Source organism: Inconstantimicrobium porci (assembly GCF_009696465.1).
Lineage (GTDB): Bacteria > Bacillota > Clostridia > Clostridiales > Clostridiaceae > Inconstantimicrobium > Inconstantimicrobium porci.
Map to the genome: position 1 here is coordinate 77,459 of NZ_VULX01000009.1, position 24,078 is coordinate 101,536.

Consider the following 24,078-nt stretch of genomic DNA (forward strand, 5'->3'; position numbering starts at 1 on the left):
TTTTATTCTAAAATTTGTTATATTATTTATATAATGGTTATTATTTGTCTAACCTCAATAATTAAAAAAGTTAAGGAGTTGTTAATCATGTCTACAATCAAAGATTTTATTCCTACAATTATTTACGTAATTCTTGGTATAATTGCTGCTTATCTAATTATTTTCAAGCTACTTGGACTAAGAGTTATTGGTACTAATGAAGTAGGCGTAGTAGAAAAATGGTGGTCTCCAAAGGGCAACTTAAAATCAGGAAAATTTATTGCACTTAATGGTGAAGCAGGTTTTCAGCCTGATGTTTTAAGGACAGGCATTCATTTTAAATCATGCTTGGTTTATAAAATAGCAAAATGCCCTCTTGTTACTATTCCTCAAGGTCAGATAGGCTATGTATTTGCCAGAGATGGTGAACCTCTTGCTGAAACTCAGACTCTAGGAAAAATTGTAGAGTGTTCAAACTTCCAGGACGCACGAGCCTTCCTTAAAAACGGTGGTCAGAAAGGTCCTCAAAGAGCAATATTAAGAGAGGGTACTTACGCATTTAACCTTAGTGCGTTTATTGTTCTTACTGAAGAAAATGACTACTATTTAAGTATAGGTAATAAGCAAGAAGCTCTTCAGATAAAGAAAATGTCTGACGATCTTAAAGCTAAAAATGGATTTAGACCAGTTATAATTCGTGAAGGATTAAAGAATATCAAAGATCCAATGGCTATAATTACAGTACATGATGGTCCATCTCTTCCTAGTGGCGAAATAATTGCTCCAGTAGTAGGTGATGACCCAACAAATAAAGCAACATATCATAACAATTTCCAAGATCCAGAAGCATTCTTAAGAGCTGGTGGATACCGTGGAAAACAGTATCAGGTAATAAGTGATGGTACATTTTTTATTAACAGACTTTTTGCTACTATAGATATAATTCCTAAGACTATTATTCCTGTAGGTTTTGCTGGTGTTGTAAATTCCTTTGTAGGGAAAAAAGGTGTTGATGTCAGCGGCGCATCTTATACTCATGGTGAACTTGTAGAAGAAGGCTGTAAAGGTATATGGGTTAATCCTCTTATGCCTGGTAAATATGCTTACAATCTTTCTGCAGGAGTTCTTACTCAGGTTCCTACTACAAATTTTATTCTAAAATGGGTTGAATCAGAATCAGGCGGACATAATTTTGATGCAAATCTTAAAGAAGTAACTTTAATAACTAAAGATGCCTTTGAACCAACTCTTCCACTTTCAGTTGTTGTTCATATAGATTATACCAAGGCACCACTTGTTATCCAAAGATTTGGTGACATTAAAAAGCTTGTTGACCAAACTCTTGACCCAATGGTTTCTTCATACTTTAAAAATATAGCTCAGAAAATGACTCTAATTGAACTTATTCAGAATCGTTCTGAAATTCAAAAGCAGGCAACAGAAGAAATGAAAGAAAAATTTGAGAATTACAATCTTGAACTTGAAGAAGTTCTTATTGGTACTCCTTCTCCTAATGGTGATAAGAAGATTGAAGAAATATTAAATCAGTTAAGCAATAGACAACTTGCTAAAGAAAAAATTGCTACTTATAATAGTCAAATGCTTGCTAGCGAAAAGGAGAAAGAACTTAAGGACTTCCAGGCTAAAGCTGAACAGCAATTTGACCTTACTAAATCTGAAACAAATATCAAAATTCAAGACAACATTGGTAAGGCGGAACTACAAAAAGCCAAACAAGATGCAGACAAGCAGAGAGCACTTGCTGATGCTGAAGCATATAAAGTCAAGAAACTTGCAGAAGCTCAGGCTGAAATGAAAGCAAGACTTGGTATAGCAGAAGCCATAGCAACAAAAGAGCAAGTTAACGCTTATGGGGGACCACAATACCAGGTTCTACAGAATGTTATGAGCAAATTTACTGATGCCATCAAAGAAGGAGCAATAAATATCGTTCCTAAAAATGTTGTTACAATGGGTGGTTCAGAAGACAATAAGAACATCAATGCTTTTGATGGACTTCTTGGTATACTTTTATCTGAAAAAATCGGTATAGATTTTAAATCTGATGAAGGTGAAAGCGACTTTGCTAAGAAAATGAAAGAAGATATTTATAGAAAGATGGCTGAAGAAGATAAAAAGGAGTCTGAAGAAACTTTAGATATTAAGGCTCCAGAAATAAATGCAGAAAATAATCCACAAAAAGAGGTTGAAAATATAAATAAAAATGTGGATAACAAAAAAGCAGCAGAAAATAAAACTCACACAGAACCTACACCAGCTAAAAATCCACTACCAAGATACAAGGAATATAACATCTCTGATAAGCTTAAATAAAGAATAACTTGATTTAAAAATAATATCTATAGACTTATTTGTCACTTAGGTAAAAGGTAAGGAAATAATTCTTGAGACAAGCACATGAATTCTAATCTTAAATGGAGGCATCGCCTCCAAACCACTATACTGTTTAACTTTAGAGGTTTGGAGGTAAAACCTCCATTTTGAAACTCCAGTGGAGTTTCATCCTTACTTTTTGCTTTTGATCTGTGACCTGTGACTTACAAAGTTCTCATTCATCGAGCTATTTATACTATAGTTTCTAAAACCACCTTAATTCAACTTAGTTACTAACTATTGTGCTTGCTGCTTCTTGTTCTGCATAGAAATTAATCTTCCTCTCACTCAAAATCTTTATCATTTTTTTAAGTTGTTTAATATCATCATCATCAAAGTTATTGTTGAAATAATCCTTTACTATTTCTTTGATTACACTGTCCTCCATTTTGTATCTTAAAAGATAATACTTCTCATATGCTCTTGAATACTCATCTACCATTTTTATACCCCATAAAAATTTTTTATTTTTCCTGCTTTACTTCCTAATAATAAATATATTTCACCTCCTATATTCTAAATTTATCTTTATAATATATTGTACATTGTTTTTTAATTATTCACCATAATTTAACAGCAAAATTTAATAAATTACTCTTTATATAAAAAGAGGATGAATAAGTAAAGCATCCTAAAAATCATACTTTGCTATTCATTCTCCTTTATCGTTTCTCAGGTATTTACCAAAAGTTCTACAACTGTCTAAGTGACTTATTACATAACTGTGCTACGAAGAATATTGCTGTTAAAATTCCCATAAGTAAGAAAATCTGATTTGTTGAAAATACAAGACATATTCCACCTACTATAAATGATCCAAGAGGAGTTGAACTCATTGATAAAGCTCCCATTATACCTGTTGTCCTTGCAATATATGAATTATCAATTCTCTCCATAAACGCTACATTAAGCTGCATAATCATAATCCCTGCCGCAAACCCTATACCAAATGAGAATATCATAACTGGTATAAATGGATGTGAGAAATTTACAAGTACATAATATGAACCATAACATATACCCAAAAGCACACCACTTGATACCAATAAATATATTCCTTTTACTTTCTCCTTAATCTTAGGTACTAAAAAGTTTCCACATGCAAGCCCTATAGTTAGAACTATATTAATAGCTGAATATGCCTCAGCTCCAAGATGAAGACTTGAATTGATATATACAAGCGCAAGTGTATTAAATGGTACCAGCAGTAGATTTATAACTGGTGTTAAAAGTACCATATTAAGCAGCAATTTATAATCTTTAAGATATACAAGCCCTGCCTTTAAATCACTAAAATAGCTGTGCAAATTAATCTTAACCTTTTCTATTATGTCGCCTTCATAGTTAATAAACAGAACTATAGATCCGCAAATGATAAATGATGCTGCATCAATAATAACACCGCTTGCAACTCCAAATAATCCAATTATCGTACCTGCAGCTGCTAGTCCTACAATCTCAACTATTCTAGATGATGATGCAAATAAAGACATCCCATAAGAATAATTTTCCTTTGAAAGAAGGAGTGGTGTTACTGCGGAAGCTGCTGGTGACCTGAATGCTTCAAATGTTGAATTTATGACTGTTGAGATAAACAACATAGGTACAGTAAGCTTTCCTGATAAATATAACAACGCTATAATTAATACCGTTATTCCCCTTCCAAAATCGCATAAAACAATAACCTTCTTCTTATTAAATCTCTCTACAAGCACCCCTGCAAAGGGCTGCAGTACCATTGTTGGTATGGCATTTACTCCAAAAATTAATGCCATTAAACTTGCTGAATTTGTAATCTTGTAAACCATCCACTCATAAGCTATACAGTCCACAGAATCGCCAAATCTTGATATTAAATTTGCCATAATAAAAATAAGATAATTTTTTTCCTTAAGTACAGCTCTATAAGAACTTTTTTGTTTTACATTTTCCATTTTATAGCCCCCTTTACAAGAAATAATATATCCCAATTAGATATTTGTCAACAATGTCATTAGAATTTTATCTAACAAAGTGTTATGATGTTCTATCAATGTTAGATAACACTTTTGTTTAAAAAAATAGCAGCTATGTCAAACGCATAACTGCCATGTAAAATATTATTATTTACTTATTTAAAATATTGATCAAGACTAGAAATAAACTTTTTAATTTCTTCTTTATTAAGACTGTAATAAATCTTTGTATCAATTCTATAGACTTTCACAAAATTACATACAACTAAATCGTTCATATGGTATGAAATAGTAGCTGTTGTTAGGTTAAGCGCTTCTGCAATCTGTTGTCCATACATTTCTTTGTTTTTTAAAAGAGTAAGTATTTCAAATTTGCTTTTATCCCCTAAATTCTTTGCCAGCGCAAAAAGATATTTTTCGTCTTCCAAATTTGACTTTTTCAAATTTACAAAAACCGGTACAAGAATACCAAGATATAAAATATTAATATCTTTTTCATCGTGTTCCATATATGATAGTTCTCTATTCCTAGCTATTTGTGGATATAAATCGATTAATTTCTCTCTATCAATAACAAGACCTATGTTTTTTTGAACTGAATCTATATTTTCTTCTGCATTTTTCTCAAAGTCAGCCATTAATCTATTAATATATTCTTCTATCTCTCCATAAGCATCATTATAAGCCTCTTCATTCATAAAGATTATATTAGCAAGTTCACAAAAATACTTTTGTGGATTGTTAAAGATTTCAATATAATTCCACTTAGTTTCTGGCGAAATATCTACCTGAGATACAAACTGCACAAAATTCTCCATGTTGTTTTCTTTTATCGCAGCCTTATAAAATGCTTCATCTTTAGTCTGCAGATCCTCATAATTCTGTCTTACTGTATATAGTAGTTTATTTCTATAAAATTCGGTTGAAAAATTGTTTGCATTTTCTTTTATTTTTCTAAATCTATCTATGTCCCAGTTAGTAATCAATGCTGATGCAATGTCTTTAGACTCTCTAGGTGTCTTTCTAAAGTACATATCACCCCATGTCTTATCAATGCTACATTGCTTCTTAAATCTATTAAGATACTTTTTTATTTTTGAGTAATACTTTCTATCAAACTGCTTTTTATCAACAAACAGCTTCTGATAGATATTATTCATCTCATCTTTATAATCCTGCTCATGAATAACTGTATATATCAAATCTACGATCTCCTGCAATTTATTTGGATCCTTATGTACTTTTATATTCATATTTACTACGCCTTTCCTTACTAAATATTAACTTTATTGTATCATTTAATACTATAAACTGCCATATTCATAAATTCTTATATGTTTTTACTTATTACGAAATAATGTTATAATTAATATACTAACATTTATGAAGGGGGCTTTACTTATGAACGGAGATGAAAATTCAGGTTCTATTCAGATAATAAATTCAGATGAACACACTGTCCAGCATCTCTTTCAACATGAAATAGACACAGTTGAAAAGATCACTACTGAAAATAACGACAATTGTACAAATACTGCTATTAATGATGCTACTTCTGATAATAATTCGGACAATTCTTATTCTCAGAATTCAGTAATATTCTATTTCAAGAGATTATTTACTGTGGCTTTAAAAACTATAAAGACGCCATATTTTATGCTGTCTGCATTCGTAAAAGCAGCTGACTATAAAGTAGCACTTGGTTTTATAATCATCCAGAGTTTCTTGTTTGCAGGGTCAATAGCTTCGATATTTGACTCAGTTAATGATTTGCTTAGTAACGTCACACCACTTTTTAGCAGCTCTTTATACAGTTCTGCAACTTTTTCAATAATGAAGTCTTTCTTTGTGACTCTTATTTCTTCAATACTGCTGATGCTGATTTTTGCATCAATAATACACATTTTTGTAACACTGTTGATGAAGACTAAGGCAACATATAAACAGATGTTATGTATTGCAAGTTCAAAGTGTATAGCTCAGATACCTTTCACAGTTGTTGCATTCATAGTATCTATGTTCAGCCCTGTTACTGCACTATTTATTGCAGGACTTGGCACACTGCTTGGTTGCTTCTTTGTAACATCTGCTATAAAAGGACTTAATAATGCAAGTGACAACAAAGTGCCTTATGTAGCCTTCTTATCATTTGCAGTACTTGCAGTTATAACTTATGCTTTAATAAAGTTAATCTTGCCAGTATTTTTATCATCTTCTCTTTTATCTATAAAAAGAGGACTTTATTAAACAATTGCCATTAATCAATTAAGGATGAAACTCCTTTAGGAGTTTCAAGAAAAGAGGAGAATTCTCCTCTTTAAGACTCTTCTAATTTCATATTAGCAACATATACAATATAAAATAAGCAGCCGAAAAATTCGGCTGCTTTTGTTTTTATAAACTAGTCAAAATGATGTTCCTGGCGTCATATATAAAAGTTTTTAAAAAAGTTTCATTAATTTTCATTGCTAGATTACAAAGACTGCATAAGTGCAAAGAAATGTTTAGAATCTCCTGTACTAAAATATTGATACCAATATTCCAGTGTGTTTGATTGAAAAACGCCTAAATATTCTATAATCTGCTTTGACCACAACAAAGCTCCTGCAGAACCTGCAGTAATAAGATTGTTATCTGCTACAGATGGCTTGTCTATATAAAGATTCTGTCCTTTATAAGCAGGAGAAAACATTTCAAGGAATCCTGCTCCATTACTTGTATGTGCTCTATTATCCAATAGACCTGCGTTAGCTAGTGCAGCAGTAGCCCCACAGATTGCACACACTGCTGCTCCCACAGATAGCAATTCACTTGCTTTTTCAATAATAGTGCTATGCTTTGGATCACTCCATGTATCTGCCCCCGGTAATATCAACATGCTTTTTTCGCTCACTGAGATATCATCAATTGTGCAGTCAGGAACAATTGTCAACCCACCCATTGTTCTGATTGGATCTTTAGGTTTATTTGTTTATTTGTTTTTTCATTGTAGCATGTGATTATTGACAACATTATGTCAACAATCTTTAATAATAAAGATTATCTTTTGAGCTAATGCATAAAAAATAAGCAGTTGAGAAAAACTCAACTGCTTATTCTTTTATTATCCAAAAAGGAGTTGTTAAGAGGGCAAGCCCTCTTATGGAAATTCTTCCTTTGCAGAATTCAATCCTTCATTTAGCATTCTACACTTGGCATTTTGCATTAACTTTAGCTACATAAGTGGTGCGAATACTCTTAAAAAACTTCTTATTATTCTTATATACCATTTAACATTTCTGCACTCTTCTAGTGTTACTTCATGACATACATCAAGTGTCTTTAAGAAATCTTCTTTAATTTCCATAACAGACTTCGTTTTATACAGCCATATTCCACATTCAAAATGAAAATAAAGACTTCTGAAGTCAAGATTTATAGTTCCTACTACTCCAAGTTCATCATCACACACAAATGTTTTGGAATGAATAAATCCTGGTGTGTATTCATAAATCTTTACGCCTACACTGATAAGCTGTTCGTAATATGACCTTGTAAGAATATGTACATACCATTTATCAGGTACACATGGTGTTACTATCCTCACATCTACTCCACTTTTTGCTGCAAGTTCAAGTGCAGTTGTTATTTCATTATCAACTATAAAATATGGTGTATTTATATAAATATAATCCTTTGCTCTGTTTATCATATTAAGATATGTAAACTCACCAAGTCTCTCATTATCAAGCGGACTATCTCCATAAGGCTGAACATATCCATCTGACTCTATTTCTTCTACCTTAAACTTTTCTGGTCTATAGTTATCATAGTCCTCAATAAAATTGTTATAAAAATTCCATGTCTGCAGGAACATAACTGTAAGGCTCCATACTGCATCACCTTTAAGCATTATTGAAGCATCTTTCCAGTGTCCAAATCTTTCTACTCTATTTATATACTCATCCGCTAAATTGATTCCACCAGTAAATCCTGTATGTCCATCGATAACAAGTATCTTTCTGTGGTCTCTTGTGTTATGCCTTACTGTCACAACAGGTGTAACAGGATTAAATACGACACACTTTATACCAAGCTCTCGTAACTTTTCATCATAATGATGTGGAAGTTTACATATGCATCCAAAGTCATCATAAATTACTCTTACATCAACACCTTCTCTTACCTTTTTTATAAGTATATCAAGAACAGAATCCCACATAAATCCTTCTTCAATGATAAAATATTCAATGAATATGTAATGTTTTGCCTTCTTTAGCTCTTCTATTATCTTTTCAAACTTTACTTCTCCAGGTGACAAATACTGTGTAAAAGTATTTTTATATATAGGAAAAGCTGATGTCCTTGTTATATATTCGGACTGCTTTGCAACATTCATGTCCATTTGTCTGATTTCTTCACGTATTGAATCATCCTGTTTTAAAAACTTAATAGTTTTATTATAAATATCTTCAGTCTTAATCCTAAACTCTTTACTTAAATTGCTTTTTCCAAATATCAAGAAAAGAATTACTCCGCCAACAGGAAGCCCTAATACAGCAATTACCCATGCAAGTTTATACGATGTATTTTCATTTCTGCTTATTATCCAAAGCATTGAAAGTATACCTAAAACTAAAAATCCAGCATAAATATATGCAAATAAATAACTAAGTCGTATAAATGCATAAATTAATCCAACTACCTGAAGTGTAATCAAAGAAGCCACAATGAAAATTCTGCTAAACATTACTTTAAAAGTATTTTTCATATTCCACTCCTCAACTATAATTTTTATTTCTTATTATACCATATATAGTATATATTATTATACTATATCATTTGTATAAAACATTTACATAATATTTTTATTGCTTTTTTCAAAAAAGTAGTAGACATTTAAGAAAAATACTCATACAATGTATATATAATTTAATTAGTTTTTAGAAGACAATGGCGTTTTCAAAGAGAATAGAAAAGTTTTAATACTTTCTATTTTATTTGAAGACGCCTTTTATTTTTAATAATTTTTAAGGAGAGGATTTTAAATGGATAAATTAAGTAATGTATTTGGTGAAAATGTATTTAATGATGCTGTTATGAGAGCAAGACTTCCTAAAGCTACTTATAAAGCATTGAAGAAAACTATTGAAGAAGGTAAGCCTTTAGACCTTGATACTGCAAATGTTATTGCACACGAAATGAAGGAATGGGCTGTAGAAAAGGGAGCTACTCATTTCACTCACTGGTTTCAACCATTAACAGGTGTTACAGCAGAAAAGCATGATGCATTTTTAAATCCAATGGATGATGGGACAGCAATTTTATCATTCTCTGGAAAAGAATTAATTCAAGGTGAACCCGACGCTTCTTCATTCCCATCTGGTGGACTTAGAGCTACTTTTGAAGCTAGAGGATATACAGCTTGGGATTGCACATCACCAGCTTTCGTAAAGGATGGTAGCCTTTGCATACCAACAGCTTTCTGTTCATATAACGGTGAAGCTCTTGATTCTAAAACTCCGCTTCTTCGTTCAATGGAAGTTATATCTAAAGAGGCTATAAGAGTACTAAGAGTTCTTGGAAACACTACTGCAAAAAAAGTTATTGCTAATGTTGGACCTGAACAAGAATACTTTATTGTAGATAAAAAATTATACGATCAACGTAAAGACCTTATTTTAACTGGAAGAACTCTATTTGGTTCTATGGCTCCAAAGGGACAGGAACTTGACGATCATTACTTTGGTGCTATAAAAAATAGAATATCAGATTACATGAAGGATCTTGACACTGAACTTTGGAAGCTTGGAATAAGTGCTAAAACTAAGCATAATGAAGTTGCTCCAGCTCAGCATGAACTTGCAACAATATTCACTACTACTAATATAGCTACTGACCATAATCAGCTTGTTATGGAAACTATGAAAAAAGTTGCATTAAAACATGGACTTGTTTGTCTTCTTCATGAGAAGCCATTTGCAGGAATCAATGGTTCTGGAAAGCATAATAACTGGTCAATCAATACTGATGATGGTGAAAACTTATTAAATCCTGGAAAAACACCACAGAACAACAAACAGTTCTTATTATTCTTAAGCGCAATAATATCTGCTGTTGATGATTATGCAGATTTATTAAGATTTTCAGCAGCAAATCCAGGAAACGATCATAGACTTGGTGCTAACGAAGCTCCTCCAGCAATAGTATCAATATTCTTAGGTGATCAATTATCTGAAGTTGTAAGACAAATAGTTGAAGATACTGATGGAAATTATTTATCAAGCAGCAAGCTTAAGATTGGAGTTTCAACACTACCTGATCTTCCAAAGGATGCAACTGATAGAAATAGAACATCTCCATTTGCATTCACTGGAAATAAATTCGAATTCAGAATGGCTCCTTCTTCAGGATCAATTGCTGGACCAAATACTATATTAAATACAACTGTTGCAGATGTTCTTAGCAAATATGCAGACAGACTTGAAGCAGCATCTGACGTTGATGCAGAAGTTGATGCAATAATAAAAGAATCTCTAAAAGCACACCATAAAGTTTTATTTGATGGCAACGGCTATTCTGATGAATGGGTTGAAGAAGCAGCTAAGAGAGGCCTACCAAATATTAAGAGTACTGTTGAAGCAATCAGGTCACTTGTTGCTCCAAAGAATATAGAAGTTATGTCAAAGCATGGCGTTTTAACAGATGTAGAAATGCATTCTCGTTATGAAGTTCATCTTGAAAATTACATCAAGACTATAAACATTGAAGCATTAACTGCACTTGAAATGGCTAAGAGAGATATTATTCCAGCAGTTATTAAGTACTCTACTTCTTTAGCGGAATCAATTAATGCTATAAAGAGCACTGGATTCGATGCTGATGTTACTGCTCAAGGTGAAACTCTTACTGAAATCTCTAAGCTTACAGCTTCAGCAATGAAAAAAGTCAAAGCTCTTGAATCTGCTATATCAACAGCTTGTTCAAAAGAAGACTCTTACGATCAAGCTTACAGCTATAGATACGATGTATTCGAAGCTTTAAATTCATTAAGAGAAGATGTTGACAAGCTTGAAACTTTAGTAGACAGCAAATACTGGCCAATGCCAACTTATACAGAACTACTATTCCACGTTTAAGCAATAAGGTGAAAATTTTAAGAGCTATTTCGACTCCTCCGTCGGCGAGTTCCAAGTCGGCTCTGCATAGCTCTTAAAATTTAAAATTAATTAAAGAGTAAAAGAGCATATTTCCATCACATGTATTATTAGTACACTTTAACCCACTATACCTGTTGAAATACATTTTTTGATGCACTTTCTACATAAAATATAACCATATATATATTTCACTTATATTAATAATATAGTTTTTTTCTTTTCTATTCGTTGTTCTCTGTTATCTATTCACTAAAAAGACTCCGCATTAACTCTGCGGAGTCTTTTTATATAGCCCATTTCCTATCGCCTGTAAAATTGACGTTAAGCCATTTTTTCAGTTTTATATCAGTCATATTTCTATATACCTGCTCTCTGACCTCATCCATTTGTCCAAGTTCATTTAATGATGATTGCTCATTAAACACAAAATCAATTTCTATTCTAAGTTCTCTTCCAATCTTGCTCACCCTTGTTATAGAGTCTGCAAAATTGTACTCTTTTTCTATATCCTTAACTATTGTGTATATCTCATTGTTTATATTATCATCAGCACTTCCACTTACTATTTCCCTAAAACTCTTAAATAATGCTGTAGTAGGTATTTTTATAAATATTAATGATGATATTATTACCATGGTAGGGTCAACGTATCTAGTTAAACCAGCCAAGCTTGTCGTTGAAATCACTGCAGAAATTATGAATCCTATAAGGACTGCAACACTTAAAATACTATCCATAAACCACTGATTGCTTTCAGCCTTTAATATATCTGAACATAATTTCTTACCCTTTTGATGCATATAAACATATACGAAAATGCATCCTACTGAAGATACTATTGAATAAGCAACTGCCATACTAGTATCTACAACATGTCCACCTGCTACTATTTCTGTAACAGCATCATATAATGTAAAAGTACACATTACTATAAGTACAATTGATTTGAATGCTACAGCTAAAGGCTCCAACATTACTTTTCCAAAGGGAAATCTCTTAAAGTCAGCTTTATCTATATAATTCGTGACCCAAAGTGCAAGTATTGACAAAAATAAACTGATTAAAGAATATAGTCCGTCAAATAATATCATACTTGACTTAGCCATAAATCCCCAAGCTAGTCCCATAACAGCAAAAAATAATCCGCCAAGTGCTGAGAATTTTATCATCTTTTTTTCTAGTTTCATCTTGTCTCACCTCTTTCATTTCCTTTAACTTTATTATAAAATCATAAATTACTTATCTCAACTCACTAATATGATTGATTTTTAACATTTTTATTGGATTTTAAGCGTTCACTATTTTTCCCAAAAAGCACATTAGTACATTTTTATTTGCACATTGGTACAATTCAAACTACTTTTTTATAAAAAGGGTTACTAAAGAATGAATATGTATTGTACCTTTTTTGATTTGAGCTGTATATCCTTTGTTTTCAACGCTTTACAGCATTTAAAATTCACCTTTTTCAATGCAATTGGTCTAGGCATTAAAAAATTGATAAACCGAAGTCTATCAATTAGTTAAAAGTTTACGTGTTTTATTTATATTTTTAAGAGTAACTTGTTCTCTTACTTAGAAACTCCGTGAAGGAGTTTCATCCTTTTCTCTGCTCTCTTCGTTTTAATCCCTAATCTATAATTATTTTAGTACTACTGTTGCCACTATATAAAGTGCCACAATTATTGCCATCCATGGATTAATAAACAACTTCCATGTATTTTCCTTTATGTTTTCTTGTGACTGTATTGTATTTTCTTCTATATCCACTTTTGCAAAAACTGGCTTTGATACATTTATATATTGTTTATCTGTATAATACTTCATAGCCTTTAGAACAAGTACTATCAACGCTGTAGCAGCTATTGCTATTACTCCAATTATAGATATAGCATCAAGCCTCTGTGCAATTGTTATTTTTGCAGCTTCTTTAACAGCCTCCTTATGAAGTGCTTCATTACCAGGTGCAAATACTAAAAATTTAGCTAGAGCAACCTGAATACCATTAATAGTCATATGACATACCATAGTAACAAATATTGAACCAGTTATCCTGACCATTATTGCAAAAAGAAACCCTAGTGCAAATGCATACAAAAACTGTGATAAATTAAAGTGGAAAATTGCAAACAAAAGTCCGTTTACAGTTGCTGCAACAAACATATTTTTATCTTTAAAACCATGAAGTACAACTCCACGCATAGTAATTTCTTCTGTTATTGCTGGTGTGATAGCCATAGCAAAAAACATAGCAAAAAAGCTTAAAGGTGTAACCTGTTCCATAAATGCTCCTACAGTATCTGTTACAAATAACTGTGATATATTTGCTAAAAAACTCATTATAGGCTGTGCCAACATTCCAATAAGTACAGCGAACATAATATTTATTAAAGGTGTCTTCTTAAAGCTTAATGTTTCTTTAAATGATTGTGAATTTAATAGAATAAAAATCACTGCACACGGTACGAATGTTAAGAAATGCACAGCAGAATTAGCAAGACCAATGTTCATTTTATAGTGATTATATAAATATGTAAAAATCATTGGTGATATAAACATCTGTACTAAGCTGACAACAATAAAATACAGATATACTTTAGTAGTTTCTTTAATTTTCATAATATTTAACTCCTATATATTTTTCATATTTTTTGCATAATTTTATTTCTACTGTTAATAATACTAATGTAACTATTTATTTAATATGCCTCTCCCCCATTTTTATATAACTTTTATTAATCCTCTTATAGATAATATTCTATAAGAGGATTTTATCTTTTTGAGTTGCATATTAAATATACTCTTTTATTTTACTATATTATGAAGCTAAATACACTTTTATTTATACTAATCCTATTTATTCTGTCTTAAATTTATTGACCATCCCTAATAAATGCTGTGACTTATCTTTATTCTTTTCTAAATATTCAACAATATCATCCTTTTTACAATTAATACTTGTCATATTTTCTGCAATATGTAATGATGATTTAGATACAGAAGATATTGCTTCTGTTAACTCTTCAATATTTGAAGAAACATTATTTATAGAATCATATATTTCTTTAGATACTCCTGACACCTCTGTCATTACATTTTTAAAGTTATCACCACTTTTTTTATAAGAAGATGTAATATCAATAAGCTTTTCATAATCATTTAAGATATCTTTTTCTACTACATTAAGTAATTCTGATGATGTTTCTGAAAGTTCTTTAACCGCTAATAATGTTTCGTTAACATTATCCTGTATAGCATTGACAGTTGATGCAGACTGCTCAGCAAGCTTTCTTACTTCCTCAGCAACTACTGCAAATCCTTTACCCTGTTCACCTGCTCTTGCGGCTTCTATAGATGCATTAAGAGACAATAAATTTGTTTGCTGAGATATCTCAAGGATACTATTAGACATAGATGATATATTCTCAACAACCGCAATCTTTTCAAGTGCTCTTTTTAATTTAATGCTACAACTATTATATAAACTTTCAACATTCTGTTTAGATAATATAGCATCATTATATGCTACATCCGATTCTTGTTGTATGTCGCCAGCTAACTTAAGAACCTTAACTGCAGTATCTGCTGACTTTTCTGCACTCTTATTTATTGTATGTGAAATTGAATTTGCCTCTTCTAAAGATGCAGTGCATTGCTCCATATTAGCTGAAATTTCTTCTGTTTCTGCTGCTGAACTCTCTAATTCGCTAGAAATATCAATAATCATTTCGTTTATTTTTTCACTACTTTTAGAAATTTCATTACTGTTCATCTTAACCTGATTGATAGCTGAACATAACTCATTTACTCCTGAGTTTAAATCTTGAATTGTTTCTGCAAACTCATTATCACCTATTTTTTCCCCCTTATATGCAAGGTTATATGAAGATAATTCTGTTGAGTAATTTCGTATATTCTTAATTTCTCTTAATAGTATTCTTCCTATTACTACTGATGTAAGTGCACCTATAACTACAAATATCACAGTTGTAATAAACTGATCTAACGCTATTCGATTAATACCACTCATTACTTCTTTATTAGGTGCAATAAGACATATTGACCATGATGTACCTGCTATCCTTGTATGTGAAATTCGTACTTTTGAACCATTTAACACTACATCTTCAACTTCTGTCTTATCAGAAATAAGTTTTGATAAAATGTTATTCACTTCATTTTCTTTATCTTTATTTTTCCCCGCAAAGTTATCAACAAATTTAGTTTCAGTTAAAACTAAATTCATATCCTTATGCGCCACAAATCTTCCAGTACTATCAAGAATAAATCCATATCCTGACTGTCCTATTTTTATAGACTGAACAATTTTATTTACTTCATCAAGTTTAATTGTTCCACAAAGATATCCAACCACCTTGTCATCCCTATTAATTGGTGTAACAATTGTTGTTATAGATTCCTTTTCTATCTGCTTTATAAATGGGTCAGTAACAAACTCTCCCTCTGCCTTCATCTTCTTAAAGAAATCTTCCTGCGACTGGTCTTTAGGTTCTTCATTTCCTATGTAATATCCAAATCCATCCGCAGACATGATAAAGAGTCCATTGAATCCCCACTTTTCATTTTCATCAATAAGTACCTGCTTTTGTGCATTCCAATCCATTGACTTTATTTCATCTATTTTAGCTATATATCTAAGTTGTTCTTTCCTTTTTTCAAAGTATGCATCTACTACAGTTGCCATATCTTTTGTTCTTTCAGTCAGTTCTTCAAATGTGATACCAAGAATATTAGCTTTTGACCTACTATAAGATATAAATGACAATATGTTACACATAATAAAAACTAATAAGGTTATTTGAATAATAATTCTTCTTGCAATTCCAATCTTTAGCTTTTGTTTCATATATTCTTTCCACCTTTCCCAAAAAATAAAAACCCTAATAGTTTTATTCGTAACTATTAGGATTTTTATTTAGTAATTTTTCTCTTTTTTTAAATATGTTAAATATTCAACAGAATTTTTGGGATATATTCAAAGGAATTTGTCTTTTCCCATCATACACGCACTATTTTTTTGAACATTCTCGAAGAAAATACTGCACTTATAAAAAATACTACTACTGAAACAATTACACTTATTACAAATGTTTTTGTCAAATCTATACTTATAATATTTCCTAAAGCACCAATAGCAAAATAACTATGAACAAGTCCGACCATTACAGGAATTAAATAAAACATTGTAACTTCTTTATTTATTGATCTGCCAATTTCTTTCGTAGAAGTTCCTATGTTTTTAAGTACCTTATACTTAATCTTATCTTCATTTGCATCACCGTAAATCTTAATATAAATAATACTTGCTTCTGCAAGTATGAAAACTAAAAACAAGAATGCCATCATTGCATAAATAACTTTGAGCCATGCTATCCTATCAGTTTTATATATGCCACACGTAATTGCTACCTGTTTTACATTCACAAACTTTGACATACCAGTCACTAATTTATCCATAACCTTTTTATCAAGAAGCTTACTGTCATTTTCGATTTTAATTCCCAGGAAATTATTTTTTTCACCATACTTCTCAATCTTTTTATAATTCTCATTACTTACAATAAGAGTCTGATTATTAAATGCACATCCTATTACAGGAAGCTTCATATCATCTTTTCCCTTTTGAAATATGTTATCACCTATAACTATAGTACTTTTATTTACCAAACTTCCAAGAGTCATAGGTCTGGGTATATAAACCACATTATTGCCAGAAATCATATCACTAGTAACCTTACTTATGCTGTCTTGATGATTATTTCTTCGCAAAATATCTGCAAACTGATCATAAGAAAGCACTATAAAATCTTCCTTTTCAGTTCTGAAACTATTCTTTTCAGTCACGTTAACTTTAAGTACTGAGTCATTCACAGAATATTTTACTTTTCCAATACCGCTAAATAACTCCTTAATCTTTTCCTGGTTTTTAATCTCTTCATTTGAAGTAAAGGTTAAAGAATATAATTCATTGTTTTCTGCCTGTTTTTCATAAAGAGTCTTCATTGAAACTGCTGCACCAAGTACAGTAATAGTACATGCTGTGAATATTGCTATTGTTGCGTATGTGGTGAAGTTCTTCCTCATCCTATAAAACAGATTGTTTATTGTTATTATATTTTCACCTTTATAAAGAATTGATTTTCTATTTATAAGGAAATTAAATATTACAGACAGTACTGTTCCAAACAAGCCATAAGTACCAATACATACAATTATAAGCGTCCTTAAAGCTTTTGTTTTATCATTACTTATCATATAATAACCGTATATTACAAAAAATAACGAAACTGCTGCAATTAAGTATGTGTAGAACCTTACCTTTACAGGCTCATCTCCTTTTTTATTATCTTTTAAAAGATCTATTACACTACTTCTAAGTATATTTATAAATCCCTTAAGAGCCATAATAATAAATATTATTAGAAATGTTGCTACAGTATACATAATTGAATCTGCTGTTATATTAAATTTTATATCTATATTGAAATCTGCCATTTTAAACACTATCATTTGAAAGAATTTTGAAAACAAAACTCCAATTCCTGTTCCAATAGCACATGAACTTAATCCTATCAACATCATTTCTGTAAAATATATTCTTCCTACAGTAAATGAATCAAGTCCCATAAATGTGTAAATACCTATTTCTTTCTTTCTGTTTTTAAGGAATATATTTGATGAATACCATATGAAGAAAAGCATAAATAAAGTCAGCATAATAATCAATATCTGTAAAGTCATCTTTGAATATTCTTTATTCATTTTACCTAAATAATCAAGAGTGTTACCTTTCAAAAGTATCATAAAGTTACTCAGTATAACTACTGAAAATATCATTGATATAAAGAACATAGTATATATCTTTATATTATTTTTAAAATTGTTATAGGCTATTCTCAACACACTCATTATCTGGCACCTCCCATTGATGCCAAAAGATCTAATATCCTGCTGTAGAACTCTTTTCTGCTGTTTCCTTTCTCTATATGACATTTTATCTCACCATCTGTAAGCATATATACCTTATCACTATAGCTTGCACTAATAGCATCATGTGTAACCATAATTATTGTTGCATTTTCTTCCTTATTAGCTCTTGTCATACATTCAAGAAGATCTGATGATGACCTTGTATCCAGTGCTCCAGTTGGTTCATCTGCAAAAATAACCTTTGGTTTTGTAATAAGTGCTCTTGCTGCTGAACCTCTCTGCTGCTGTCCTCCTGAAAGTTCATACGGATACTTTTTAAGATGATCTGAGAGTCCAAATAACTCAGCCATCTGCTTTACCTTATCTTCGATATCCTTTGTCTTTTTTCTTCCAAGGGCCAAAGGAAGAGCTATATTATCCATCAGCTTCATATTATCAAGCAGGTTGTAATCCTGAAAAATAAATCCTATGTTATCCCTTCTTATTTTTGAAAGTTCCTTATTTTTTACCTTCGTTATATCAACACCATCTAAAAGGATTGTACCTTTAGTTGGTTTATCAAGAGTTGATACAAGATTCAAAAGAGTACTTTTTCCCGCTCCTGAAGGTCCCATTATGGAAATAAACTCTCCTTCATTTACAGTTAATGATACATCTCTTAAAACTTTATTTTTAAAACCTTTTATGCCATATTCCTTGCATACACCATCTAATTTCAATATTTCTTTCATCATAAATACCTCCAATATAATAACTAAATATTTTTCAAAGGACCTTATGATTTAATTTTAGTATCTTTTATATTGACTTTCCTTCGTTTAACATTACTTTTAAATATTTAAAGTTACATTTATGTCACATTAGATTCTTACCTTCAAATAATCAGCTACTTTATAAAACCTTATTATGAATCTAGTATAACTTCCCTTTACGGACTGCACTGACATCTCATGTTCAAGTTTTTTAATTATATTACTAGAAAAATATAACCCCATTCCTGTAGACTTATAAACGGTATTTCGTCCATTGATACCTGTAAATCCCTTTTCAAATACTCTGTCTAAATCTTGCTCTGCTATGCCTATACCATTATCTTCAATAATAAGTTCAATATATTTTTCACTTTCATTACCTCTAAATTCAAGTGTATTTTTCTCCTTATTTTTATCCACATATTTGATAGAATTATTCACAAGCTGATCAAGTATATACAGTATCCATTTCTTATCTGTGTATATATCATAATCAACATTCTCAATTTGTATATCTATATTGTTCTTAATAAGCATAAACGCATTGCTCTTTATGCACTGTTTCACAACATCACTTAAGTTTTCCTGCTTTAAGAATATATCTTCAGCAGAAGCTGTGGACCTGCTACCATACATAACTGAGTTCACAAGGAAATTCATCTTCTCAACTTCTATTTTTATCCTTTCTTCCATCTCTGCATCATCAATTGACTCAAGAATCAAATTAAGTGCACTGATAGGAATCTTAATTTCATGTACCCATTTTGAAATGTATTCCTCCATATCCTTTACTCTCTTAATGCTGTCTCTTACTGCTTCATCATACTTTTCATCATCCTGTTTGATAATACTTTTAATAATTGCAGTTTCAGCATCATCCTCATTATCTGGCATGTCATAATTACTTTTTAACATATTATATAACTCAAAGTACTTCTTGCTCCATTTCTTATAATCAAGAAATATTCCTAATGTATATATCAAAATAATTAAAACATTAAGATAAACCAAATCACCTATATTGGCTCTTATAGCATTTAATGAAATCATATATGTATTTATTATTACTGTTACAAAAAAATAGAGTATTAAAAAACAAATTCTATCCTTTATAAATCTCTTGATATTCTTCATACCATACATAACATACCTTTCTTTAAATTATTATTTACCACACAAATATTTTACCATAATATAGTTTTTTTAGTGTTTTTATATCTAAAATATTCTCTTGCATAAAAAAACTGCTACATAATGAAGTACGACACCTCATTATGTAACAGTTTTTACATTTTAATCTTCTGTCTTAAATCTATTAACTCTCTCTAATAAATCTTGTGACTTACATTTATTATCTTCAGCTGATTCCATTACGTCATTTTTCCTGCTATTGATACTTGTCATATTTTCAGCAATACTAAATGATGATTTTGATACAGAAGTTATTGCATCTGTTAATTCTTCTATATTTGCCGAAACATTACTCATAGAATCTGCTATTTCTTTTGATGATTCTGAGAAATCCTCCATGATTCCCTTAAAGTTATCTCCGCTTTCTTTATAAGATAAAGTTATCTCAATAAGCTTTTCATAATCATTTAATATATCATTTTCTACTACAGAAAGTAATTCTGACGATGTCTCTGAAAGTTCCCTTACTGCTTCTAATGTATCAGTAACACTATCCTGAATAGCATTAACAGTTGATGCAGACTGCTCAGCAAGCTTTCTTACTTCCTCAGCAACTACTGCAAATCCCTTTCCTTGTTCTCCTGCTCTAGCTGCTTCTATTGAAGCGTTAAGTGAAAGAAGATTTGTCTGCTGTGATATATCAAGTATACTGTTAGACATAGATGATATATTTTCAACTACAGTTATCTTTTCAAGAGCATTTTTCAATTTGTTACTACATCTACTAAATGCATTTTCTACATTTTTTCTTGATGATATAGCATCATAATATGCCTCTTGTGCTTCATGTTGTATTTTATCTACAAATTCAAGAGTATTACTTGCCTTATTTGATGAAATTTCTGCATTTTGGTTAATTATTTGAGAAATAGAATTTACTTCTTCTATAGTTGCAGTACATTGTTGCATATTTGCTGATATCTCTTCTGTTTCTGCTGCTGCAAGTTCAAGTTTATCTGACATATCAATAAGCATTTGATTAATACTATCACTGCTTTCTGATATATTATCACTATTGTTTTTAACTTTTCTTATAGCTGAACATAATTCTCCAACTCCCGAATTCAAATCATTAATTGTTTGTCCGAATTCGTTATTTCCAAGAACTTCACCTTTATATGCTAAATTATATGATTGTAATTCTTTTGAATACTTTCTTATATTATTTATTTCCTTTATTAAATCTTTAGCAATTAATATTGATACAGCAACACCTATAGCAACAAATATTATTGCAAAAATAAGCTGTGTAAATGCTAACTTATTAACGCCACCTAAAACTTCTTTATTTTTTGCTACAAGACATATTGACCAAGGTGTACCTTCAACCTTAGTATATGAAAGTACTAATTTTTCTCTATTAACTTTAAGTTCATCAATACTTGTTTGTCCCGAACTTATTTTACTAAATAAATCATTTACTGCTGCTTCATCTTTTTTATCTGTACTAAGGCCTTCACTAAGTGTAGTTTCATTAAACACTAAGTTCATATCTTTATGAGCAACAAACTTACCTTCAGCATTGATCATAAAACCATATCCTGATTTTCCGTTTTTTATAGATTGAACAGTTTTATTTATATCATCTAGTTTAATTACTCCACATAAGTAACCTACTGTTTCATTACCGTTTTTAATTGGCGTAACAATTGTTGTTATAGATTCTTTTTCTTCTTTTCTAATATAAGGTTCTGTTATAAACTCACCTTTTTCCTGCATCGTCATAAAGAATTCTTCTTTAGATTGATCTAAAACTTCTGTTTTATCAGGATAATATCCAAACCCCTTTGGTGTAAGAACAAATAAATTATCGTATCCCCATTTATTTTTCTCTTCTATAAGTCTTGGCTTCTGTATATTCCAATCCATAGACTTTATTTCATCTATAGTTGCAATATATCTAAGTTCTTTTTTTCTATCATTTAATTCAATCTCAACAATCCTTGAACTATCCTTTGTTTTTTCTGCTAAATTTTCAAAAGTTATATCTAATATATTAGAACTTGAACTATTGTAAGATAAAAATGATAATATTCCAGAAACGCATAATACTAATACTATTATCTGAAATCTAATCTTGTTTGCAATACTACGCACTGATCTTTTCTTCATAAATAATATCTCTCTCCTTTTCCAAAAATAAAATAACCTAATAATTATTTCGTAACTAGCAAGTCATTTCTTAGACAATTATCTATTTATTTTTTATTTATTTTTGCATCATATTAAATACCAGCTAGTATTTTTTACATATATTTACAAAAGACCACACGTAATTGTATCTTAATTTCCTTAAAGTAAAAATACACCACAAAATTTCTTAATCTTCATCACACCATATAACCTATACCTTTTTTAGTTTTTATAAAATCCTTTAGTCCCATATCCTTTAGCTTGCTTCTAAGCCTCGTTATATTTACTGTCAATGTATTGTCATTGACAAACTCATCATCATTCCATAGACTCATCATTATTTTGTCTCTAGAAACAACCTTTCCTTTATTCTTTATAAGAATTCTCAATATCTTTATCTCATTCTTTGTAAGGTCTGTAGTCCTATTATCGTACATCAATGTGCACTTTTCTGTATCAAGAACTGCTCCATTATAGTACACAAGCGAATCACCTGCTACATAATCGTAAGCCCTTCTTAAAAGTGCATTTATTTTTGTAACAAGAACTTCCACTGAAAATGGCTTAGTTATATAATCATCAGCACCATTATTTATCCCCATAATTATGTCCATATTTGAATCACGAGATGAAAGTAACAAAATTGGCACCTTAGAAATATCTCTTATTTTCTTACACCAGAAAAAACCATCAAAGAATGGCAGATTAATATCCATAATCACAAGCTGAGGCTTTTTTTCAACATATTCTTCTAAAATACCATCAAATTTCTCACATATAAATGTGTTAAATCCCCACTTATTAAGTGATGAACTAAGTTCACCTGCTAAATCTCTGTCGTCTTCAACTATATATATACTCTTCATGAAACTGCTCCTTTTATTGATAACTTATTATTAACTCATATTTAAAACCCTTTTTCCTTCTTTTATAATTATACTATATTTCCTCCGCTGTAAATTAAACACACAAAAAGGGGCTGTCGCACAACTAATTAGAAATTAGTTGTGTAGCGGCTCTTTTTTTCGTGCAAAAAAATAAATCCCAAACTCAAAGAGAATGGGATTTATGGTAAAATATAAATATGACCAAATACAGTATTTTACACAAATGGAGCTAGAATATAAATAGTACAAGTTAAAAGTGGATATTTCTCAAAAAGAGTTATAATAAAAATATGATGAATTGGAGGAATTGAAATGAGTAAACAGTATGATAAGGAATTTAAGGAAAATGCAGTGAGATACTATAATGAACATGAAGATTTAAATCTAAAAAGATGTGCTACTAATTTAGGTATTGCTGCTTCGACTCTTGGTGATTGGGTTAAAAAGGCAGATATTAATAATGGTGAAGTACCAACTAGAGGATCAGGAAACTATTCAAGTGATGAAGCAAAAGAAAATGCAAAATTAAGAAAAGAATTAAAAGATACGAAAGATGCCCTTGAAATATTAAAAAAAGCCATAAGCATTCTGGGAAAATGACACAAGCTATATTTATCGAAACTGCGAAAGCAGAAGATCTAGCAGTTAAAGATAAGAAACGCCGACTTAATGTCAGCGGAGTGCTTAGAATATTAGG

Annotated in this window: 17 protein-coding genes; 4 read left to right on the forward strand and 13 right to left on the reverse strand. The window is 30.7% G+C overall.

Features of this window, described 5'->3' with window-relative positions; translation table 11 throughout:
• Positions 1–87: 87 nt before the first annotated feature.
• A complete protein-coding gene (locus FYJ33_RS08010; protein WP_154531231.1) occupies positions 88–2,313 on the forward strand; it encodes an SPFH domain-containing protein in 2,226 nt (741 codons plus the stop codon).
• 286 nt (positions 2,314–2,599) lie between these two features.
• Here FYJ33_RS08010 and FYJ33_RS08015 read toward each other — a convergent pair whose 3' ends face one another.
• The 3 genes from FYJ33_RS08015 to FYJ33_RS08025 form a co-directional block, all read right to left on the reverse strand.
• A complete protein-coding gene (locus FYJ33_RS08015; RefSeq protein WP_154531232.1) occupies positions 2,600–2,815 on the reverse strand; it encodes a hypothetical protein in 216 nt (71 codons plus the stop codon).
• A 250-nt stretch (positions 2,816–3,065) separates the two neighbouring features.
• Positions 3,066–4,307, reverse strand: coding sequence for an MFS transporter (locus FYJ33_RS08020; protein ID WP_154531233.1), 1,242 nt, complete (start codon positions 4,305–4,307; stop codon positions 3,066–3,068).
• 176 nt (positions 4,308–4,483) lie between these two features.
• Positions 4,484–5,581, reverse strand: coding sequence for an ArsR/SmtB family transcription factor (locus tag FYJ33_RS08025; protein ID WP_154531234.1), 1,098 nt, complete (start codon positions 5,579–5,581; stop codon positions 4,484–4,486).
• A 148-nt stretch (positions 5,582–5,729) separates the two neighbouring features.
• Here FYJ33_RS08025 and FYJ33_RS08030 point away from each other — a divergent pair, with 148 nt between their 5' ends.
• Positions 5,730–6,575 (forward strand): hypothetical protein, encoded by an 846-nt coding sequence (locus FYJ33_RS08030; protein ID WP_154531235.1) that lies wholly within the window; start codon positions 5,730–5,732, stop codon positions 6,573–6,575.
• Between the two features lie 226 nt (positions 6,576–6,801).
• Here FYJ33_RS08030 and FYJ33_RS08035 read toward each other — a convergent pair whose 3' ends face one another.
• Both FYJ33_RS08035 and cls read right to left on the reverse strand, forming a co-directional pair.
• Positions 6,802–7,278: a DJ-1/PfpI family protein gene (locus tag FYJ33_RS08035; RefSeq protein WP_338157068.1), complete on the reverse strand. Its 477-nt coding sequence runs from the start codon at positions 7,276–7,278 to the stop codon at positions 6,802–6,804.
• A gap of 264 nt (positions 7,279–7,542) precedes the next feature.
• On the reverse strand, positions 7,543–9,078 hold the full coding sequence (gene cls / locus FYJ33_RS08040) for a cardiolipin synthase (protein ID WP_154531237.1): 1,536 nt from the start codon (positions 9,076–9,078) through the stop codon (positions 7,543–7,545).
• 277 nt (positions 9,079–9,355) lie between these two features.
• On the opposite strand from cls, the gene FYJ33_RS08045 reads away from it, so the two are divergent.
• A complete protein-coding gene (locus FYJ33_RS08045; RefSeq protein ID WP_154531238.1) occupies positions 9,356–11,446 on the forward strand; it encodes a glutamine synthetase III family protein in 2,091 nt (696 codons plus the stop codon).
• 305 nt (positions 11,447–11,751) lie between these two features.
• On the opposite strand, the gene FYJ33_RS08050 is transcribed toward FYJ33_RS08045, so the two are convergent.
• The 8 genes from FYJ33_RS08050 to FYJ33_RS08085 form a co-directional block, all read right to left on the reverse strand.
• A complete protein-coding gene (locus tag FYJ33_RS08050) occupies positions 11,752–12,654 on the reverse strand; it encodes a cation diffusion facilitator family transporter (RefSeq protein ID WP_235900802.1) in 903 nt (300 codons plus the stop codon).
• A gap of 454 nt (positions 12,655–13,108) precedes the next feature.
• A complete protein-coding gene (locus tag FYJ33_RS08055; protein WP_154531239.1) occupies positions 13,109–14,086 on the reverse strand; it encodes a CPBP family intramembrane glutamic endopeptidase in 978 nt (325 codons plus the stop codon).
• 238 nt (positions 14,087–14,324) lie between these two features.
• Positions 14,325–16,334, reverse strand: a complete 2,010-nt coding sequence (locus tag FYJ33_RS08060) for a methyl-accepting chemotaxis protein (RefSeq protein ID WP_154531240.1) — start codon at positions 16,332–16,334, stop codon at positions 14,325–14,327.
• Between the two features lie 152 nt (positions 16,335–16,486).
• Positions 16,487–18,397 carry an FtsX-like permease family protein gene (locus FYJ33_RS08065; RefSeq protein ID WP_154531241.1) on the reverse strand — a complete coding sequence of 637 codons (1,911 nt, stop codon included), beginning with the start codon at positions 18,395–18,397 and terminating at the stop codon, positions 16,487–16,489.
• Complete coding sequence (locus tag FYJ33_RS08070; RefSeq protein WP_154531251.1) at positions 18,397–19,149, reverse strand: ABC transporter ATP-binding protein; 753 nt, start codon at positions 19,147–19,149, stop codon at positions 18,397–18,399. Before FYJ33_RS08070 ends, FYJ33_RS08065 begins: the two co-directional genes overlap by 1 nt.
• Before the next feature lie 129 nt (positions 19,150–19,278).
• Positions 19,279–20,220 (reverse strand): sensor histidine kinase, encoded by a 942-nt coding sequence (locus FYJ33_RS08075; protein WP_235900803.1) that lies wholly within the window; start codon positions 20,218–20,220, stop codon positions 19,279–19,281.
• A 243-nt stretch (positions 20,221–20,463) separates the two neighbouring features.
• Positions 20,464–22,473 (reverse strand): methyl-accepting chemotaxis protein, encoded by a 2,010-nt coding sequence (locus FYJ33_RS08080; RefSeq protein WP_154531243.1) that lies wholly within the window; start codon positions 22,471–22,473, stop codon positions 20,464–20,466.
• Positions 22,474–22,691: 218 nt separating this feature from the next.
• Positions 22,692–23,360, reverse strand: a complete 669-nt coding sequence (locus FYJ33_RS08085; RefSeq protein WP_154531244.1) for a response regulator transcription factor — start codon at positions 23,358–23,360, stop codon at positions 22,692–22,694.
• A 333-nt stretch (positions 23,361–23,693) separates the two neighbouring features.
• Here FYJ33_RS08085 and FYJ33_RS08090 point away from each other — a divergent pair, with 333 nt between their 5' ends.
• Positions 23,694–23,981 carry a transposase gene (locus FYJ33_RS08090; RefSeq protein ID WP_154531245.1) on the forward strand — a complete coding sequence of 96 codons (288 nt, stop codon included), beginning with the start codon at positions 23,694–23,696 and terminating at the stop codon, positions 23,979–23,981.
• The last annotated feature ends 97 nt before the right edge of the window (positions 23,982–24,078 follow it).